Source organism: Altererythrobacter sp. KTW20L (assembly GCF_023501975.1).
Taxonomy (GTDB): domain Bacteria; phylum Pseudomonadota; class Alphaproteobacteria; order Sphingomonadales; family Sphingomonadaceae; genus Alteraurantiacibacter.
Genome location: NZ_JAMFLH010000003.1, coordinates 86,216 through 105,145, shown reverse-complemented (window position 1 = coordinate 105,145; position 18,930 = coordinate 86,216). Strand labels below are relative to the sequence as shown.

The 18,930-nt window shown below is 64.7% G+C and carries 20 protein-coding genes; 10 read left to right on the top strand and 10 right to left on the bottom strand.

All coding sequences use genetic code 11. The annotated features are described in order from the left end of the window. Positions 1–5: 5 nt before the first annotated feature. A complete protein-coding gene (locus tag M3P36_RS03665; protein WP_249700841.1) occupies positions 6–1,529 on the bottom strand; it encodes a sensor histidine kinase in 1,524 nt (507 codons plus the stop codon). Positions 1,530–1,714: 185 nt separating this feature from the next. Here M3P36_RS03665 and M3P36_RS03660 point away from each other — a divergent pair, with 185 nt between their 5' ends. From M3P36_RS03660 to M3P36_RS03650, 3 genes are read left to right on the top strand one after another with little or no spacing between them, the layout of a single operon-like run. After that, complete coding sequence (locus tag M3P36_RS03660) at positions 1,715–2,728, top strand: alpha/beta hydrolase (RefSeq protein WP_249700838.1); 1,014 nt, start codon at positions 1,715–1,717, stop codon at positions 2,726–2,728. Between the two features lie 5 nt (positions 2,729–2,733). After that, positions 2,734–3,783 carry an alpha/beta hydrolase gene (locus tag M3P36_RS03655; RefSeq protein WP_249700836.1) on the top strand — a complete coding sequence of 350 codons (1,050 nt, stop codon included), beginning with the start codon at positions 2,734–2,736 and terminating at the stop codon, positions 3,781–3,783. Further along, on the top strand, positions 3,780–4,403 hold the full coding sequence (locus M3P36_RS03650) for a lysophospholipid acyltransferase family protein (RefSeq protein ID WP_249700834.1): 624 nt from the start codon (positions 3,780–3,782) through the stop codon (positions 4,401–4,403). Before M3P36_RS03655 ends, M3P36_RS03650 begins: the two co-directional genes overlap by 4 nt. Positions 4,404–4,430: 27 nt before the next feature. On the opposite strand, the gene M3P36_RS15235 is transcribed toward M3P36_RS03650, so the two are convergent. From M3P36_RS15235 to M3P36_RS03630, 4 genes are all read right to left on the bottom strand, one after another. Then, a complete protein-coding gene (locus M3P36_RS15235; protein WP_249700832.1) occupies positions 4,431–5,012 on the bottom strand; it encodes a HEAT repeat domain-containing protein in 582 nt (193 codons plus the stop codon). Next, positions 5,013–7,595, bottom strand: coding sequence for a DNA topoisomerase (ATP-hydrolyzing) subunit B (gene gyrB, locus M3P36_RS03640; RefSeq protein ID WP_502798354.1), 2,583 nt, complete (start codon positions 7,593–7,595; stop codon positions 5,013–5,015). A 259-nt stretch (positions 7,596–7,854) separates the two neighbouring features. Continuing rightward, complete coding sequence (locus M3P36_RS03635) at positions 7,855–8,049, bottom strand: hypothetical protein (RefSeq protein WP_249700830.1); 195 nt, start codon at positions 8,047–8,049, stop codon at positions 7,855–7,857. A gap of 104 nt (positions 8,050–8,153) precedes the next feature. Further along, positions 8,154–8,456, bottom strand: coding sequence for a hypothetical protein (locus M3P36_RS03630; protein WP_249700828.1), 303 nt, complete (start codon positions 8,454–8,456; stop codon positions 8,154–8,156). 218 nt (positions 8,457–8,674) lie between these two features. On the opposite strand from M3P36_RS03630, the gene guaA reads away from it, so the two are divergent. From guaA to M3P36_RS03615, 3 genes are all read left to right on the top strand, one after another. Continuing rightward, a complete protein-coding gene (gene guaA, locus M3P36_RS03625) occupies positions 8,675–10,249 on the top strand; it encodes a glutamine-hydrolyzing GMP synthase (protein WP_249700827.1) in 1,575 nt (524 codons plus the stop codon). Positions 10,250–10,337: 88 nt separating this feature from the next. Beyond that, entirely contained in the window at positions 10,338–10,691 is a 354-nt protein-coding gene (locus M3P36_RS03620; RefSeq protein WP_249700825.1) for a response regulator, read from the top strand. Continuing rightward, entirely contained in the window at positions 10,688–11,728 is a 1,041-nt protein-coding gene (locus M3P36_RS03615) for a PAS domain-containing protein (protein WP_349630538.1), read from the top strand. Before M3P36_RS03620 ends, M3P36_RS03615 begins: the two co-directional genes overlap by 4 nt. 30 nt (positions 11,729–11,758) lie before the next feature. Here the strand turns inward: M3P36_RS03615 and M3P36_RS03610 are convergent, their stop codons facing one another. From M3P36_RS03610 to M3P36_RS03590, 5 genes are all read right to left on the bottom strand, one after another. Further along, entirely contained in the window at positions 11,759–12,250 is a 492-nt protein-coding gene (locus M3P36_RS03610) for an asparaginase domain-containing protein (RefSeq protein WP_249700820.1), read from the bottom strand. Positions 12,251–12,260: 10 nt separating this feature from the next. Continuing rightward, positions 12,261–12,884 carry a hypothetical protein gene (locus tag M3P36_RS03605; RefSeq protein WP_249700818.1) on the bottom strand — a complete coding sequence of 208 codons (624 nt, stop codon included), beginning with the start codon at positions 12,882–12,884 and terminating at the stop codon, positions 12,261–12,263. Then, the gene (locus M3P36_RS03600; protein ID WP_249700815.1) at positions 12,884–13,312 is read right to left on the bottom strand and encodes a hypothetical protein; all 429 of its coding nucleotides are present in this window, start codon (positions 13,310–13,312) and stop codon (positions 12,884–12,886) included. Before M3P36_RS03600 ends, M3P36_RS03605 begins: the two co-directional genes overlap by 1 nt. A 249-nt stretch (positions 13,313–13,561) precedes the next feature. Continuing rightward, entirely contained in the window at positions 13,562–13,969 is a 408-nt protein-coding gene (locus M3P36_RS03595; RefSeq protein WP_249700813.1) for a hypothetical protein, read from the bottom strand. Positions 13,970–14,043: 74 nt separating this feature from the next. Beyond that, positions 14,044–14,292, bottom strand: coding sequence for a zinc-finger domain-containing protein (locus M3P36_RS03590; protein ID WP_249700812.1), 249 nt, complete (start codon positions 14,290–14,292; stop codon positions 14,044–14,046). Positions 14,293–14,383: 91 nt separating this feature from the next. Between M3P36_RS03590 and M3P36_RS03585 the strand changes: the two genes are divergently transcribed. From M3P36_RS03585 to M3P36_RS03570, 4 genes are all read left to right on the top strand, one after another. Then, the gene (locus tag M3P36_RS03585; RefSeq protein ID WP_249700810.1) at positions 14,384–15,370 is read left to right on the top strand and encodes an ABC transporter ATP-binding protein; all 987 of its coding nucleotides are present in this window, start codon (positions 14,384–14,386) and stop codon (positions 15,368–15,370) included. A 36-nt stretch (positions 15,371–15,406) separates the two neighbouring features. Further along, positions 15,407–16,276 (top strand): acyltransferase family protein, encoded by an 870-nt coding sequence (locus tag M3P36_RS03580; protein WP_249700808.1) that lies wholly within the window; start codon positions 15,407–15,409, stop codon positions 16,274–16,276. An 84-nt stretch (positions 16,277–16,360) separates the two neighbouring features. Further along, positions 16,361–17,953, top strand: coding sequence for an L-aspartate oxidase (gene nadB, locus M3P36_RS03575; protein WP_249700806.1), 1,593 nt, complete (start codon positions 16,361–16,363; stop codon positions 17,951–17,953). Further along, positions 17,950–18,882, top strand: coding sequence for a TraB/GumN family protein (locus M3P36_RS03570; RefSeq protein WP_249700804.1), 933 nt, complete (start codon positions 17,950–17,952; stop codon positions 18,880–18,882). Before nadB ends, M3P36_RS03570 begins: the two co-directional genes overlap by 4 nt. Positions 18,883–18,930: the final 48 nt, after the last annotated feature.

Sequence of the window (18,930 nt, the reverse complement as noted above, 5' to 3'; positions counted from 1 at the left end):
GTGCCCTAGGTGCCCAGTGCGGTAAGGGGCAGGTCGAGGTCCACGGCAAGGCCATCAGGCTCGAACCGGCGTTCCCAGAGGCCCTGCAACTGGCCCGTCACGGCCAGGTCCACCAGGCGCGAGCCGAAGCCCTTCGGGGCATTGTCACCACCATCGTCTGGTGTGGGGGGGCCGCCGCTCTCCTTCCAGTGCAGGTGGACGCGGCCCTCTTCCTCGGTCACGTCGAGGCTGACCGTGCCGCCCTCCACCGACAGCGCGCCGTACTTGGCGGAATTGGTCGCCAGTTCATGGAACACGAGGGCCAGCGGGGTGGCCGCCTTGGCCGAGACCGGCTGGTCGGTCCCGTTGACCGTCACGCGCGCAGCGCCGCCCGCTTCCATATAGGGCTCGAACAGCACGCCGAGCAGGCCGGTCAGGCTTTCCTGTGTTTCGCCGCTGGCCGGCCGGACGAATTCATGCGCCCGCCCCAGTGCGCGCAGGGTCTCGCCGATGCGGTCGGCGAAGGCCTTGTGTTCGGGCGATTTGCGCGCTTCGAGCGAGACGAGTCCGCTGACCACGGCGAAGATGTTCTTGATCCGGTGCGACAGCTCCTTGGCCAGGGTGTCGCGCGCTTCGGACAGCCGGTGGGCGTCGTCGATGTCGGTGATCGTGCCGAACCAGCGGGTGCCGCCACCGGTTTCCACCGGCAGGGCGCGGGCCAGGCACCACCGATAGGTCCCGTCGGCGCGGCGCAGGCGGTGCTCGTCCTCGTAAGGCTCGCCGCTTTCCAGCGCATGGTGCCACTTGGACCGGACCCTGCCGTGATCATCCGGATGGACGACTTCGCCGGCGATCCTGTCGGTATCGTCCATGTCGATGCCGGTGAACTCGTGCCAGCGGCGGTTGAAATAGTCGATCTGTCCGTGCTCGTCGGCCGAAAAGGCAATGTCGGGCATCGAATCGGCCAGGGCACGCAGGCGCGCTTCGCTGCGGGCGATTTCGCGGGTTGCGGCCAGTTCCTCGCGCTGGCTGCGCAGGCGGCGCATGGCGGCCTGGGCGAGCACGGCCATGCCTTCGCGCTGGAAGTCGTTCAACGGGGCACGGTGCGGTTCGAGGTCGATCACGCACAGCGTGCCAAGCGGCGCGCCTTCGTCGGACACCAGCGGCTGGCCGGCATAGAACCGCACGCCGGGGGCACCAGTGACCAGCGGGTTGTCGGCAAAGCGCGGGTCGAGCCTCGCGTCGGTCACTTCCATCAGTTCCGTCCGCCCCAGGGCATGGGTGCAGAAGGACACCTCGCGCGGGGTCTCGCGCTGGTCCACGCCGGTGCGGGCGAGGAAGTACTGCCGCCGGTCATCAAGCAGGGTGACCATGGATGCAGGTACGCCGCACAGCCTTGCGGCAAACTGGACGATTGCCTGCAGCTCCGGATCGTCCTCCAGGGCTTCAGCCTGGAATTCCTCCAGCACGCGCAGCCGGGCTTCCTCGGCGGCGAACTGGGGCGAAGGCGCAGTCATCAAGGCCGTGGCGATGGCTTCTTGCATGGTCATGGAAATCCGTCGGGTGCGATTGTAGGCGGCAATGCAAGGCGTTGCCAGCGGCCATTCGCGAGCAACCCGCCGCCCGTGCGACAAAGTGCTACGCAAAGGCGCTGGACAAGGCGGGGCGAAGGCGGTCAATTCGCAAGGTAGAGATGGACCGGGTATGAACCGGCCGCAATCCCGGGGGAGAAAGCATGCTGAAATCGCTGACCGGTGCCTTGGCCGCAACAGTCCTGCTGATCGCTGGACCGTCATTGGCCCAGGACCAGGCCCGCGCCGAACTGCTGACGTTCCATTCGCCATCGATCGAGGGCAACCTCGAAGGCAATCCGGCCGAGCGCAATGCCTATGTCGTGACCCCCCCGGGCTATGACGAAAACCCCGATCGCCGCTATCCGGTGGTCTATTACCTCCACGGCTACTGGGGCCCGCTCGAGGCGCAGCAGGCCGGGTTCCGCCTGCACGAAGCGGTGCAGATGGCGCACGAGGCGGGCAACGATGTGATCATGGTCATGCCCGATGGCTATTCGCGCCTGCGCGGCGGGTTCTATTCCAGCGGGCCGACCGTCGGCGATTACGAGAACATGGTGGCGACCGATTTAGTCGCCTGGGTGGACAGCAATTTCCGCACCATCCCCCAGGCCGCCTCGCGTGGGCTGGCGGGGCATTCGATGGGCGGATACGGCACGATCCGCGTGGCGATGAAGAACCCGGGCGTGTTCTCCTCGATCTATATGATGAGCGCCTGCTGCCTGCCGCCGATGACCATGACGCCGGAACAGGCCCGCGCTATCGCGGCGATGACCCCGGCGGACCTTGAAGCGGCGCAGTTCGGGCAACTGGCGGGCGTTTCCACGGCGGCCACCTGGTCACCCGATCCCACCGCAGACAACTTCCTCAAGATCGACACCGGAATGCAGGACGATGGCACGATCGACCCGCTGGTGAACCAGCGCCTTGCAGCCAATTCGCCGCTGGTGCTACTGCCGCAATACCTGCCCGAACTCAACGCGCTGGAAGGCTTTGCCATCGACATCGGTGATGCGGACTTCCTGCTTGAAGGCAACCGCGCCTTCATGGCCGAGCTCGACCGGTTCGGCGTGAAATACGATTTCGAACTGTACGAAGGCGACCACGGCAACCGTATTACGGAACGCATCGGATCCGAGGTATTGCCTTTCTTCGCTAATCATTTGGAACGGGAATAATAAGCATGCTCAGGAAATTTGCGCTCGGCGGTATCGCGCTGGCTTCGCTCATGGTTGCAAGCCCCGTGCTGGCGCAGAACATCACCGCGCCCGATGCGGTGATCCCGACCGGCATCACGGTGGAAGCGGTGATGGTCCCCGGCGCCTCGCTTGAAGGCAACCTTGAAGGCAATGCCACTGTGCGCGAGGCGATGGTGGTCCTGCCGCCCAGCTATGCCAGCAATCCCGGCCGCCGCTATCCGGTGGTCTATTACCTCCACGGCTTTGCCATCTCGGGCCGCGATTTCTACGATTACATGCAGGTGCCCACAGCCGTTGCCACCAATGCCGAGGCGGGCCGCGAATTCATCGTCGTGGTGCCCGATACGCTGACCGCGATGGGCGGCTCGATGTATTCGAACAGCGTCACCACCGGCAATTTCCGCGATTTCATCGCCACCGACCTGGTGGACTATATCGACGCCAACTTCCGCACCATTGCCACCCGCGAAGGCCGCGGGCTGGTGGGTCATTCGATGGGCGGATACGGCACGCTGGTCGTTGCCATGACTCACCCCGAAGTATTCGACAGCTTCTGGGCGCAGAGCGCCTGCTGCGTCTCGGCCCGCCGCGAAACGCCGGAAAGCGCCGCCGCCATGGCCGCCGTGCCGCGCGATGGCGTTGACCAGAGCGGCTTCGGCATGCGCGCCGGCCTTGCCAGCGCCGTCGCCTGGGCGCCCAATCCGCAAAAACCGCCGTTCTTCGTCGACTGGCCCCTGACCGAAGATGGCCAGGTGGACGAACTGGTCCAGGCCCGCTGGGCTGCCAACTCGCCGCTCGCCATGGTTTCCAGCAACATCAATGCCCTGCGTAGCTTCGACGGTATTGCGCTGGACGTGGGCGACCGCGACGGGCTGGTGACCGACGATACCCTGATCCACCAGGAACTGGAAAAGTTCGGCATCGACCACTTCTGGGAAGTCTACGAAGGCACCCATACCGACAAGATCGGCGCCCGCTTCCAGGACCTCGTCCTGCCCTTCATGGCCGAGCACCTGGATATGGGCGGGGAGTGAGCGAAGCCCGGGCCCGCTCCCCAAGCCTGTCATCACGCCTCATGTGGCGGTTGCTCGACCGTCTCTACGACCTGAAAGGCTGGCAGTTGCAGGGGCGCGTGCCCGATGCGCGCAAATATGTGGTGCTCGGCGTGCCGCACACCACCAACTGGGACTTCGTGTTCTTTGCAGGGGCGGTGCAACGGCTGGGCATGAAGCCCAGCTTCATGGGCAAGCACACGCTGTTCCGCTGGCCGCTCGGGCGCTTCATGAGCGACATGGGCGGAATGCCGGTCAACCGCGCGAAACCCGGCGGCTATGTCCGCAGCGTGATCCGCAACTTCGCCGCGGCCGAGGAAATGGCGCTGGTGATCGCACCCGAAGGCTCGCGCAGTTCTGACGGCCGTTGGCGCACCGGATTCTACCACATCGCCCACGGGGCAGGCGTGCCGATCGTGCCCGCATGGGTCGATCACGAACGCAAGCTGGGCGGCATCGGCGAGCCGGTGATGCCGACGGGCGATTACCGCGCCGACATGGCGAAACTCGTCGCCTTCTATCGCGGCGTGATGCCTGATTGCCCGAGGTTCAATGTGCTGGAGGCGAGCCTTGCCGAAGAAACACCGCGCACCGCGGCTTGAACCTGTGCATTGTGATGTCCGCCATGTTTAGTGAACGCTTTTGTCTGATGCTCGATGTCGCGCAATGTCATCCCTGAGCATGCCAAGAATGTCTTCGGCATGTTCGACAACTGCATCGGATGGGTCATCCAGCATCGGCAGCAGTAGGGGCAATCCCTGTTCCGGCTCAATCTCCTTGCTCATCCACAGGCTGTCAATCAGGCGCACGCCGTGAATGCGTACGAGTTCATCCGGATGCCGCAGGATTTCCGGTAGCGCTTCCAGAACCGACTTCTCGACAAAATCTCTCAGCGCAAGAATTGCCATCCGCGCTTCCTCCGGATCCGTCGCAGCGCGAAAAATCTCGACACAGTATGCAGTGGGCATGGGCAGGCGCAGCAGGCGAAGCACGCGTGCGGCCGTCTCTCGGCCCGGCCGCCAAACTAGCGCGTGTTCGACGGCGCTGCGCAAGACTTCGTCACCAAGTAGCTCGGCAATTGCGTTTCGGGAAAAAGAGCCGCCACCATATTCAGAGTAGCCGTCTTCGGTGCGGTTCACTGCTCCGATCTTCTCGGCAAGCGCTTCCCAGTCAACCTTCGGGTTGCTCTCTCCGTCGCGTGACTTGGTCACCTAGATATCCAGATTCGCCACATTCAGCGCATTGTCCTGGATGAATTCGCGGCGCGGTTCGACGACGTCGCCCATCAGGCGGGTGAAGATCTCGTCGGTTACGTCGGCATCTTCCACCTTTACCTGCAGCAGGGCGCGGTTTTCGGGGTCCAGTGTGGTTTCCCACAGCTGTTCCGCGTTCATTTCGCCCAGGCCCTTGTAGCGGCTGATGGCGAGGCCCTTGCGGCCCGCGATCATGACGGCTTCAACAAGGTGCGTCGGCAGCATGATGGCATCGGGCGAGACCGGGATCAGCGCCGGGGTGGCGGCGTCGCCATCGAACTCCTCTTCCTCCACCGCTTCGGGCTCGGGCTCGGCCGCCTCGGTGCCGGAACGAACCAGCCGGACAGGCGTGAGGAAGGTGTCGCCCTGCTCCATCGCGCGGACGTGGACCTTGCGCGCCTCGGCGCTGTCGAGGAACTTGGCTTCGACCAGGTGCGCATCGGTCACCCCGCGCCAGTGGCGCAGGAAGCGAAGCGAGCCATCTGGCGTGACTTCGCCGGTCCAGGTGGCATCGGCGTCGCCTGCCTGCAGGTGGGCGGCGGCGTCGGCCATGCGGGCGGTACGGTCGGCGGGTGACAGGCCGGGGGCGAGCGCGCCCTTCAGGGCCATCGCCTCGATCACCTGCGGTTCGTACTTGCGTGGCACGAAGGCCAGCGTGTTCTTCAGCCGCAGGGCGCGGGCGACGATATCGGCCAGGTCCTGCCCGCCGCGCGCGCCGCCAGACGTTTCCAGCACGCGGTTCTGCAGGCCGGCATCCACCAGGTAGCGATCGAGCGCGGGCTGGTCCTTGAGGTAAACCTCGCTCCTGCCCTTGGCCACCTTGAACAGCGGCGGCTGGGCGATGAACAGGTGCCCGGCCTTGACGATGTCGGGCATCTGCCGGTGAAAAAAGGTGAGCAGCAGGGTGCGGATATGCGCGCCGTCCACGTCGGCGTCGGTCATGATGATGATCTTGTGGTAGCGCAGTTTTTCGAGGTTGAACTCATCGCGCAGGCCGGTGCCCATGGCCTGGATCAGCGTGCCGACCTCGCGGCTGGAAATGATCCGGTCGAACCGGGCGCGTTCCACATTCAGGATCTTGCCGCGCAGGGGCAGGATGGCCTGGGTCTTGCGGTCACGGCCCTGCTTGGCGCTACCGCCTGCAGAATCGCCCTCGACCAGGAACAGTTCGGACTTGGCGGGATCGCGTTCCTGGCAGTCTGCCAGCTTGCCGGGCAGGCTGGCGATGGACATGGCGCCCTTGCGGCTCATCTCACGGGCGCGCTTGGCGGCTTCGCGGGCGGCGGCAGCATCGATAACCTTCTGGATGATCTGCTTGGCGTCGGCCGGATTTTCTTCAAGCCACTGGTTCATCTTGTCGCCCATCAGGCTTTCCAGCGGCTGGCGCACTTCGGATGAAACCAGCTTGTCCTTGGTCTGGCTGGAGAACTTGGGGTCGGGCAGCTTGACGCTGACAATGGCGGTCAGGCCTTCGCGCATATCCTCGCCGGAAAGAGAGACCTTCTCCTTCTTCAGCAGGCCCGAGCGTTCGGCATAGTTGTTGATCGTGCGGGTCAGCGCTGCGCGGAAGGCGGCCAGGTGGGTGCCGCCGTCACGCTGGGGGATGTTGTTGGTGAAACACAGGACGTTCTCGTAGTACGAATCGTTCCATTCCAGCGCCACGTCGATCCCGATGCCTTCCTTCTCCGCGCTGACGGAGATCGGTTCGGGCACGAGCGGCTGCTTGTTGCGATCAAGGTACTTCACGAAAGCCGCTATGCCGCCTTCGTAGTACAGGTCATGCTCGGCCACTTCCTCGTGCCGCTTGTCGCGCAGCAGCACGCGCACGCCGGAATTGAGGAAGGCCAGTTCGCGGTAGCGGTGTTCCAGCTTGTCGAAATCGAATTCCAGGACGTTCTTGAACGTGTCTTCGCTCGCCTTGAAAGTGACGCGGGTGCCCTTCTTGAAGCCCTCGTCATCGGCATTGCCTTCGACCTTCGGCGCATCGCCCACGATCTTGAGCGGACCAACGGCGTCGCCGTGTTCGAAGCGGATCCAGTGTTCCTTGCCGTTGCGCCAGACGACCAGTTCCAGCCATTCCGACAGGGCATTGACCACCGACACGCCCACGCCGTGGAGGCCGCCCGAGACCTTGTAGGCGTTGTCGTCGCTGGTGTTCTCGAACTTCCCACCGGCGTGGAGCTGGGTCATGATGACCTCTGCCGCCGACACCCCTTCTTCCTTGTGGATGTCCACCGGGATGCCGCGGCCGTTATCTTCCACGCTGACCGAGCCATCGGGGTTCAACTCGATCAGCACCAGGTCGCAATGGCCCGCCAGCGCCTCGTCGATGGCGTTGTCCGATACTTCGAACACCATGTGGTGCAGGCCCGAACCATCGTCGGTATCGCCGATATACATGCCCGGCCGCTTGCGCACCGCGTCGAGGCCCTTGAGCACCTTGATGCTCTCGGCGCCATATTCGGCCATGCGCTTTTCGGGGCGGCCCCCGTTTTCAAGCGGGGCAGCGTTTTCGGGCGGGGTTGCGGCTGGTTCTGTCATGGACACCATATAGGAATCCGGTGGCCCTAAAGGAAGCTTCGGGGTGGTTGTTCCACACCTTATTGGCGGGCCTCAAATGCAAACGGCCGCCCGGTGAGGGGCGGCCGCATCGTGTGGTGCCTCGAAAGGCCCGCCGTGGTGGCCGATCAGGCCAGCCAGATTGCCGGATAGGGCAGGCGGGAAACGCTGTCGAAATAGGCGTTCAGCACGCGCTTGGTCAGCTTGATCATGATCCGTATTCCTTTGGGCTGTCGCCGCTTCAGATGATGATCGCGTTCAGCATGGTGGCGCTGATGGCCAGCGAAGCGATCGAGGCGAAGACGGTGGTGACGAACGTACGCATTTGTATTTGCTCCAGAATTGCGGGGCGCCCGGGAGGGAGGGAGAGAGGGGCGCGGCGCTTGAGGGGGCAAATAGGCCTGTTCGAAAATTGTGCAATTGCGAAGAAATTCACAGGTGTTGCGTGTTTTGCAACTTACCTTGCGACACCTGCATGACACCGGCGGACCACCCGGGAATGTGGGAGAGGAGGCCCCGCATGATCCGCCGGCTAACCGGTCAGCGTGCGGCCAGTTCGGTGCCGGTCCGTTCGTCGGCCTGGCGTTCGGCGAGGATGGCGGCGACTTCGGCGCGGGCTTCGACCAGGCACTCGGCGTAAAGCCGCTGCGCACCCAGGTTACGGATGAAGGGCTTCGCGCAGGCGGCCTCGGCGGCGAGCTCGGCGCGCTGTTCCAGCGTCAGTTCGACCTGTTCGCGCGGGGCCCTGTCATGGGCGAAATTGATGACCAGCACGGTGCTGGCAGCGGCTGGTGTGGCAAGGACAGCGGCGGCGAGGGCGGCGGCGGAAAGAATGGTCTTCATGGCGATTGCTCCGGTTCGAAAAGAGGGAAAGGCCGTTTAGGGAAGTCTTCTTGTGTGATTTGGATTGTGCGGTGCAGCACGAAATTGTGCAAATGCGAAAAGCGCCACGCCTGTTGCGCATTTCGCAAGCGCTCATTTCCGCAAACTGTCACATCCGCGTCCGTCTATAGGCGCCCACCGGCTGGACAGATCGGCGGACAGCGGGCAAGCGCTGGGGCATGGACGCAGAGCACACACCCGATTCCATCCTCATCGTCGATTTCGGCAGCCAGGTGACCCAGCTGATCGCCCGCCGCGTGCGCGAGGCCGGGGTCTATTCCGAGATTGCCCCCTTCACCCAGGCCAAGACGGCATTCCACCGGATGAAGCCCAAGGGCATCATCCTGTCGGGTTCGCCCGCCAGCGTGCCGGACGAAGGCAGCCCGCGCGCGCCCGAACTGCTGTTCGATGCCGGCGTGCCGATCCTGGGCATTTGCTATGGCCAGCAGGTGATGAGCCACCAGCTTGGCGGCGAAGTCCGCCCCGGCCATGAAACCGGCGAAGGCGGCGAATTCGGCCGCGCCTTCATCACCGTGACCGAGCCTTGCGCCCTGTTTGATGGGTTGTGGGAAGTCGGCGAGCGGCACCAGGTGTGGATGAGCCACGGCGACAAGGTGACCCGCTTTGCCCCCGGTTTCGAGATCGTGGCGGTATCGGACGGCGCGCCGTTTGCCGTGATCGCGGATGAAGCGCGCAAGTTCTACGGCACCCAGTTCCACCCCGAAGTGGTCCACACACCCGATGGCGGCAAGCTGATCGCCAACTTCGCGCACAAGGTCTGTGGCCTTGCGGGCGACTGGACCATGGCCGAATTCCGCAAAACCAAGATCGAGGAAATCCGCGCCCAGGTGGGGACCGGGCGGGTGATCTGCGGGCTGTCGGGCGGGGTGGACAGCTCGGTCGCCGCAATCCTGATTCACGAGGCGATCGGCGAGCAGCTCACCTGCGTGTTCGTCGATCACGGCCTGCTGCGGCTGGGCGAGCGCGAACAGGTGGAGACCATGTTCCGCGACCATTACAACATCCCGCTGGTGGTGGTCGATGCCGAGGCGCGCTTCATGGCGGGCCTGGCCGGGCTGACCGACCCCGAAGCCAAGCGCAAGTTCATCGGGTCCGAATTCATCGAGGTGTTCGACGAGGAAGCGCACAAGATCGGCGGCGCCGATTTCCTCGCCCAGGGCACGCTCTACCCCGACGTGATCGAGAGCGTCAGCTTCACTGGCGGGCCGAGCGTCACGATCAAGAGCCACCACAATGTCGGCGGCCTGCCCGCGCGCATGAAGATGGCGCTGGTAGAACCCTTGCGCGAACTGTTCAAGGACGAGGTGCGCGCACTGGGCCGCGAGCTGGGCCTGCCCGACATTTTCGTCGGCCGCCACCCCTTCCCCGGCCCCGGCCTTGCCATCCGCATTCCGGGTGAGGTGACCAAGGAACGCTGCGACGTGCTGCGCAAGGCCGATGCGATCTACCTCGACGAAATCCGCAAGGCGGGGCTTTATGATGCGATCTGGCAGGCTTTCGCCGTGCTGTTGCCGGTCAAGACCGTGGGCGTGATGGGCGACTACCGCACCTACGACAACGTCTGCGCCCTGCGCGCAGTGACCAGCACCGATGGCATGACGGCCGATATCTACCCGTTCGACGCCCACTTCCTCACCGGCTGCGCCACCCGCATCGTCAACGAGGTGCAGGGCGTGAACCGCGTGGTTTACGACTACACCTCCAAGCCGCCGGGCACGATCGAGTGGGAATGACTACCTAGGCTGATCGGGCTTTTTTGCCCGGAACCAGCCGCCCCTTCGCCCATTGCACCGTTACGGGTCCGAAACCGGAAAAGGTCCAATGCGAGCGATTATTGTCGAAGATGAGTTCCTGGCTGCCATCCACGCGGAGTCTGCGCTGGAGCGGCTGGGCATTGCCGTGCTTGGCATGGCGGAGGATACCCAGGGCGCCCTTGGTCTGGCTGCCCACAAGCCGACGCTGGCATTGGTCGATCTCAACCTGCGCGATGGTTTCACCGGGCCGCTGATCGGCGCGCAGCTCGCCGCAATGGGCGTCAACGTGGTCTATGTCACGGCCAATCCGGGCCAGCTCGACGGGGTCAACACCCTGCGCTCGCCGGTGCTGGAAAAGCCGCTGGAAGAGCACAAGCTGGCCAATACCATCCGCTCCATCTTCCAGAAGGAGGAGAGCTGATCTCTCCCGTCAACGCTGAAGTCCCCGCTCTGCTCGCCAGCGAGGAGGGGTTCCGCATCCTCACCGATGCCATGCCGCAGATGGTCTGGTCCACGCTGCCCGATGGCTTCCACGATTACTACAACGCCCAGTGGTACCGCTTCACCGGCGTCCCAGAAGGCAGCACCGATGGCGAGGGTTGGAGCGGGATGTTCCACGCCGATGACCAGCCGGTGGCGTGGGAAAAATGGCGCCACTCGCTGGCCACGGGCGAACCCTACGAAGTGGAATACCGCTTGCGCCGACATGACGGGGTCTATCGCTGGACGCTGGGCCGCGCCCTGCCGGTCTATCGCGATGGGCGGATCGTGCGCTGGATCGGCACCTGTACCGATATCCACGAAGCCAAGCAGGTGGCCGAACAGAACGAGGTGCTGAGCCGCGAGCTGAGCCACCGGATCAAGAACATCTTCGCCGTGATCGCGGGCCTCGTCGAAATGACCATCAGGTCCAACCCCGAACATCGCCCCGTGCTGCGCGGACTGGTGGAGCGCGTCATTGCGCTTGGCCGGGCACACAATTTCGCCCGCCCCCATTCGGAAATGTCGCAGCCCGAGCTGCCCAACAGCCAGCTTTACGGCCTGCTGGTGGAATTGCTCGCCCCCTACCAGTCGGACAACGGAGAGCGCGTGCGTGTCAGTGCCGACGAGATCATGCTGGACGACCGCGGAGCCACGCCGATCGCGCTGATCATCCACGAACTGGCGACCAATGCGGCCAAATACGGCGCGCTTTCGGTCGATAGCGGGCAGGTGACGCTGGACGCGCGGACCGACGGCACGCAAGTGACCATGGTCTGGACCGAAACCGGCGGTCCAAAAATCACTGCAGAGCCGCCCGAACAGGGCTTCGGCAGCCAGCTCATCGCGCTTAGCGGCGAACGGCAACTGGCGGGTACGATGACCCGCGAATGGTTGCGCGAGGGGCTGCGGGTGACGATCACCGTTCCGGTCCGCAACCTCTACCGTCACCACGACAGCTACCTGCAGGCAGGCTGAGGCGAAACCGGTCAGGGGCTATGCTTGCGGCTAGAGCGCGACAAACCGTCCGGCCTCGCGGTCCTTCCTGACTTTCAATCCATCGAACACCTGTCCGCTCATGGCGATCCATACGCCAGGCAGGCAGGTCTGCGCGGCGGCGAAGGCCATGCCGAGGTTGAAGGCGGCATCACTCTCGGCGAAGCGGGCGGGGGTGAGAGCGCCGGTCAGCACCATGATCTTGCCCGGAATGTGGGCCAGAACCCGCGCCGTATCGGTCATCGTGTCGGTGCCGTGGGTGATGACCACGCGGGTCTCCGGCGCTTCCCTGACAGTGGCGGCAATCAGGGCGCGGTCGGCTTCGGTCAGGTCGAGGCTGTCCTTGCGCATCAGTTCGACCACGCGGAAGGGCACGGCCACGCGGGCTTCCTCCAGCAGGCCCGGAATGCCGCTGTCCGTGATGTGGTATTCGCTCAGCGCGTCGAAATAGGCCTTGTCCACCGTGCCGCCGGTGGTGAGGACGAGGATGGCCGGGGCGCTCATCGCGCCACTTCTAGCGGAAAGCCCAGGTCGTCACGCCCTGGATACCTTTGCCGGTAAGCACGATGACCGGATAGATCAGGACCGAGATGCAGTAGAACGCCAGGCTTTCGGGCACGAACTGGTTGTAGAAGACGCCCACTACACCGATCATCGCCATGCCCACGATCCACTGGTGCGCCATGACCCCACCCAGCGGCCAGGAGAAGCGCCGCTCATAGCGGACCTCGTCATCCTCGCCAGCGGCCAAGGCATAGAAATCGAGGATCGCGGCATAGACCGGCAACAGGGCGAACATCAGCAGCAGGGTCAGCCCCACTACGATCAAGGCGACCAGGCTCCACACGATCGAATACTCGACCAGCAGGGCCCAGTAGAGCCCGGCAATGCCGATCGGCAGGACTGCAGCCAGTGCCACCGGCATCAGCGGCCCGGCCAGGATCAGCAGCCCGGCGAAAAGCTGGATGCCCATCACCACGTCGAGCAGCCCGCTCAGGCGCATGGCATCGACCAGCTGCATGGCCAGCGGCGTGGACCCGGCAGGCAGCGGAACCAGCTCGCCAACGAAATAGTTGATGCTGGAGAAAACCAGCAGCGCTCCCAGGACCACGCGGGCGATGACCAGCTTGCGCTCCATCAGCGTACATCCTCTTCCATCGAGGGCGGCCAGGTGAAATCGTAGCGCATGGCGAACAGCGGGCGATAGGCGCGGTGATAGGCCAGCATCAGCAGCACATTGGCACCCAGGATCGCCCAGCCGTAATAGGCCGAAATGGATGTCCAGCCCTGCAGGACCACGTCCCAGTACCAAACGTTGAAGCTGATCGGCAGCAGGGCGACCAGCGCCAGTGGCACCCGCCAGCCGATCAGCAGGAACAGGCCGGCCACCAGTTCCACCAGCTTGACCAGGCTGAACATGCCGCTGTCGATCAGGGCGGTGATAAGGGCGGTGCTTTCAGGCACGTTGCCCAGCGGTTGGGGGAATAGCGGATAGAAATGATTGAGGCCCGCAGGCACCAGCCAGGCCGCAAAGCCGAGCCGCAGCAGCCAGATGGCATAGATCATCGCGCGTCCTTCACCTTTGGAGCCCCGGCTCGCTTTTCGAGTTCGGGGGCATTCCCGGGCAGGTAACCATCATCCCTTTAAGAAGGCTTAGCGCGCCGGATGGCCGATGCACAATGCCGCTAGCCGCACTATGCACCCCTAAGCGTCACTGCATCGGGGCGGTAACTGGTCGGCGTCCACCATACGCAAAAGCGGCGGAAGGCTGCATCCAGCCATCCGCCGCGAGATTTCAACAAGGTGGGAAGTGCGTCAGCCCTGATCGGTGCGGGTGAACTGCTCGAAATCCTCGAGGAACAGCACACCGGCAAAGTTAGGCGAGTGGCGGTCCACCGTGCGCATCACGTCGTTGCTGCAAAGCTGGCTCGAATAGCGCTCGAACACCGGCACGTCCGAATCGCGCAGCAATTCTGGGCGGGTGGCGCGGGCCACATAGATCGTGTCGCCCGCGTCATAGACAACGCCGACATAGGGGATCACGCTGATCTTGTTCGACCGGACGGCGGAAATGCAGCGCTGCGTTTCGCCGGTTGCCTGATAACCATCGAGCATGCGGGCAAGGCTGGCCTCGCCGCGCTCTGCACGGGTTTCGGCCTGGGCGGTGGATGCGCCTGCTGCCAGAGCGGCGGCTGCAGCGGCAATTGCGACAAGCTTTTTCATGGGAGAATCTCCTGTTGTTGGAGACGATCTACCCGATTCGCCCTGAATGCAAGCTGACCCGCAGCCAGGTCTCGTCAGGCTGCGGAACTATCCGCCGGGCCGCCCTTCAGCACGAAGCGCCGGTCGCAATAGCCGCAGTCGGCATAGCCGCTCTCGTCGATCTGCAGCCATACGCGCGGATGGCCCAGGGCAGCGGGGCGCACGCTGGTGCAGGACCGGATGCCGCCCGAACCGTCACACCATACCCGCGCGCTGTCCACCACGGTGGTTTCGGGGGCCGGAGCGCGGTCTTCAGCGGGAGCGAGATTGTGGGCGTGGGTCATGGCTGTCGCCCTATCGCGTGCCCGCCCGTCGCGCAATATGGCGCGTAGCGCCCCCTTTACGCCGGGGGCATAGGGCGGCACAGGGGCGGGCATGGATTCACCAGAAAACGCACCCGAGAACGCAATCGAGATCCGCGACGTCGTCAAGCGTTATGCGGCAAGCAAGAAGGCGGCCCCGAAGCTGGCGCTGGAAGGCCTCAGCTTCGATGTGCCGCAGGGCCAGGTGTTCGGCCTGCTCGGCCCCAATGGCGCGGGCAAGAGCACGCTGATCAACATCATGGCGGGCACTGTGGGCAAGACCAGCGGCACGATCCGCATCTGGGGCCACGACATCGACGAGGACCACCGCAACGCCAAGATGAACATCGGCATCGTGCCGCAGGAAATCATCTTCGATCCGTTCTTCACGCCCTATGAAGTGCTGGAGAACATCGGCGGCATGTACGGCGTGGCCAAGCACCTGCGCCGCAGCGATGAACTGCTGCGCGCCGTGCGGCTGGAGGACAAGCGCAACGCCTATGCCCGCACCCTGTCGGGCGGGATGAAGCGGCGGCTGCTGATTGCGAAAGCCATGGTCCATTCGCCGCCGATCCTGGTGCTGGACGAGCCGACCGCCGGCGTGGACGTGGAATTGCGCCGCCAGTTGTGGGATCTGGTCAGCGAGCTGAATGCCGAAGGGGTGACCGTGGTCCTCACCACCCACTACCTGGAAGAGGCCGAACAGTTGTGCGACCGGATCGCCATCATCAACCACGGCAAGCTCATCGCCAACAAGCCGACCCGCGAGCTGGTCGGCATGATGGGCGAGAAGATCGTGGCCGTGACGCTGGACCACGATGTCGACCGCCTGCCGCACGACCCGCGCTTCCGCAAATGCGTGAAGGAGGGCGAACGGCTGATCGAAGTGACCTACGACAAGGCCGAAATGACGGCGGGCCAGGTGCTCGCCCTGCTGCAGGACCAGGGCTTCACCGTGCAGGACGTGAGCACGCGCGAGGCGGACCTGGAGGACGTGTTCGTGCAGCTGACGAGCGCGGGGGCGCCCGAAGGGCCAGCGCCGCAAACCGCCAATACATAAACGCGATCTTTAGGCCTTCTTCCTATCGCTTGTCATATGAGCGAGGGTGGCCAGCAGCAGCAATTGCTTTCGATCCATTATCTGCGGGCGATTGCCGCGCTGATGGTGGTGGCGATGCATGGCTTCAGCTACGGACTGGTGCCGGTTGACGATGCCGCACGCATCACCTGGCTGAAGCACGGCGTGGCCCTGTTCTTCGTCATTTCGGGCTTTGTCATGGTGGCATCGACCAGCGGCCGCGCGATCACGCCGGGCGATTTCATGCTGCGCCGGATCATCCGCATCGTGCCGCTATACTGGGTCGTCTCGCTGGGCTGGTCTTTGGTGGCCGACGGCTGGGATGCGGCGCACCTGGCAGGATCGTTGGTCTTTCTGCCAACGCCCGATCCCGCCACTGGAGCCTTGCGATCGCCCCTGCTGGAACCGGGCTGGACGCTCAATTTCGAGATGTTCTTCTATGCGCTGTTCGCGATGGCGCTGTGGCTGAGACAGGGCTTGCGGCTCTGGGCGATTTCGGTGGTGCTCATTGCCCTGGTGCTGCTGGGAAGAATGGGCGCACTTTCGGGCCTGCCAGCTTATTACAGTGATCCGCTGCTGCTGCTGTTTGCCGGCGGTATGGCGATTGCCCGCTTCAAACTGCGCTTGCCGGCGCTGGCCGTGCCTGCCGGTTTTGGGGTGATTGTCCTGTTTTCGAACAGCGCTGCCAGTCCCTATCTGACCGTGCATCTGCCTGCCCTTGCCATCGTGATGGGCGCCCGCTCGCTTGATCCGGTTTTGCGGCGGTGGCGGCTGCCGGTGCTGCTGGGCGATGCTTCCTATGCGATCTATCTGGGGCATCTGTTCGTTATCCAGCTGGCCGACCGTTTCGTGGCGCCCTTCCTGCCTGGGCAGCACAGCGACAACTGACGCCCGCCGCGATCGCACCGGCCTGACGGGCATACCGGCTTTTGCCTGCTTGCTGTGTCGCATGGCCTTGGGCAAAAGGCGCGGATGAACAATCTGGGTCCGCCATATGATGTCCTGGTAATCGGCTCCGGCGCGGCCGGGCTGACAGCCGCGCTTTCGCTGGCCACCAAGCTCAAGGTGCTGGTGCTGGCCAAGGGCTCGCTCAACAGTGGCTCCACTGCCTGGGCGCAGGGCGGGATCGCCGCCGTGCTCGATACCGGCGATACCTTCGAGAACCACGTGCGCGATACCATGGTGGCGGGTGCGGGGCTCAATGACCTCGAGACCGTTGAATTCGTCATCGAACGCGCGCCTGCCGCGATTGACCGGCTGGCCGACCTTGGCGTGCCATTCAACCGCGAGAGCGACCAGCTCCACCTCACCCGCGAAGGCGGCCACTCGCATCGCCGGATTGTCCACGTGGACGATGCTACCGGCTGGGCGGTGCAGGCCGCGCTGCTGAAGGCGGCGGAGGAAAGCCCGAACATCACCCTGCTGCCGCACATGAGCTGCATCGACCTTATCACCGGACGCAACGAGGCGCGCTATTCGGGATCGGGCCGGGTCTGGGGCGCCTATGCGCTGAACGAGGAAACCGGCGGCGTGGAAGCCCATGTCGCCCGCGCCACGGTGCTGGCCACCGGCGGGGCAGGGCGTGTCTACCAGTTCTCCACCGCGCCGCGCGGGGCGACGGGTGACGGGATCGCCATGGCCTGGCGGGCGGGCGCGCGCGTCTCCAACATGGAGATGATGCAGTTCCACCCGACCTGCCTCTACAATCTCGACGTCAAGAACTTCCTGATTACAGAAGCCGTGCGCGGCGAGGGCGGGCACCTGCTGCACCCCGAAACCGGCCACCGCTTCATGGCTGACTACGATCCCGAGAGGATGGAACTGGCCCCGCGCGACGTGGTCGCCCGCGCCATCGACGACCAGATCAAGCGCTATGGCCTCGACTATGTTCATCTCGACATCAGCCACATGCCCGCCGAATTCGTGCGCGGCCATTTCCCCACGATCCACGAAAAGCTGCTCGGCCTCGGCATCGACATGACGACGCAGCCGATCCCCGTGGTGCCCGCGCAGCACTATACCTGCGGCGGAGTGGCGATCGGGCTCGATGCGCGGACCGACCTGCCGGGCCTGTGGGCAGCGGGCGAATGCACCGAAAGCGGCTTGCACGGCGCCAACCGCCTCGCCAGCAATTCCTTGCTCGAATGCTTCGTGTTCGGCGAGGCGGCGGCGCAGGATATCCTTGGCCGGTGGGATGAACTGCTCCCTGTGCCCGCCATCCGCGAATGGGACGAAAGCCGCGTGACCGATTCCGACGAGGAAGTGGTCATCAAGCAGAACTGGACCGAGATCCGCCGCTTCATGTGGAACTATGTCGGCATCGTGCGCACCACCAAGCGGCTGGAACGCGCGGCCAACCGAATCCGCCTGCTGGGCAACGAGATCGAGGACTATTACGGCCAGTTCCGCGTGACGACCGACCTCATCGAATTGCGCAACCTGCACCAGTGCGCCGAACTGATCGTGCGGTCCGCGCTGGAGCGGCACGAGAGCCGGGGCTTGCACTATACGCTCGACTATCCCGCGACCGAGGCGGAAGCGCGCGATACGGTGCTGATCCCGTGATACGGCGGGCGGTGGGCATCGCAATTGCCGCGCTCGCGCTGATGGGAACTCCGCTGGCGGCGCAGGACGAGAGCGCGGAGACCGACGCCATCGTCGTATCGGCCCAGCGTTCGGGCGCACCGATGTGGATTGTCGATGGCCCGCGCGGCACCCTGGTGCTGGTGGGCGAGATCACCGCCATCCCCAAATCGACCCCCTGGTATCCCGACCGGCTGGAAGAGGCCACGCGCGAGGCCGAGCGGGTGATCCTCGGCACCCGTTCGCGCGTATCGCCGGGCGATGTGCTGCGGCTGATCTTCGGCGGCAGCCGCATCACCCGCCTGCCCGATCGCACCGTGGCGGCGGACTATCTCGATGCAGGCCAGATGGCCCGCCTCACCGCGCTCGAACAGCTCTATGACGAGGACTATTCGCGCCGCAGCCTGCTAATGACCTCGTTCGACCTGTTCACCCGGCGGCTGCGCTTCAACCGCGATACCGGCCCCGATGCCAGCGACGTGGTGCGCCGCGCCGCCAGCCGCGCCAGGGTTCCGGCCGAACCGGTCGGCACGGTGCGCGGCGAGGACGTGCTGGACAATCTGGCCGAGGCCGATCCCCGCTCGCACATTCCCTGCCTTGAAGCGGCGATGACGGCAGCAGAGGCTGGGCGCGACATAGTCGAGCAGCGGGCCGATGCCTGGCGCGCTTTCGATGTCCCTGCCGTGATGGCCAACCCGCTGGAACTGGCGCTGGGCAAGTGCTGGCCCTGGGCCGATAGCGACCTGGGCGGCGAACTGCGCGGTCAGTGGACCGAGGCGCTCGCCAGCGCCAGCGAGGCCGAAGGGGTGACGCTGGCCGTGGTCCCCTTGCGCGTGCTGGCCGAGGAAGACGGCGTCCTCGACCAGTTGCAGAGCCGCGGGCTGGATATCTCCGGGCCGGACTGGCGCTAGGCGGGGTCGTCGCCGCCAGCGCTGCTCCCTCACAACCGATTATCGCGT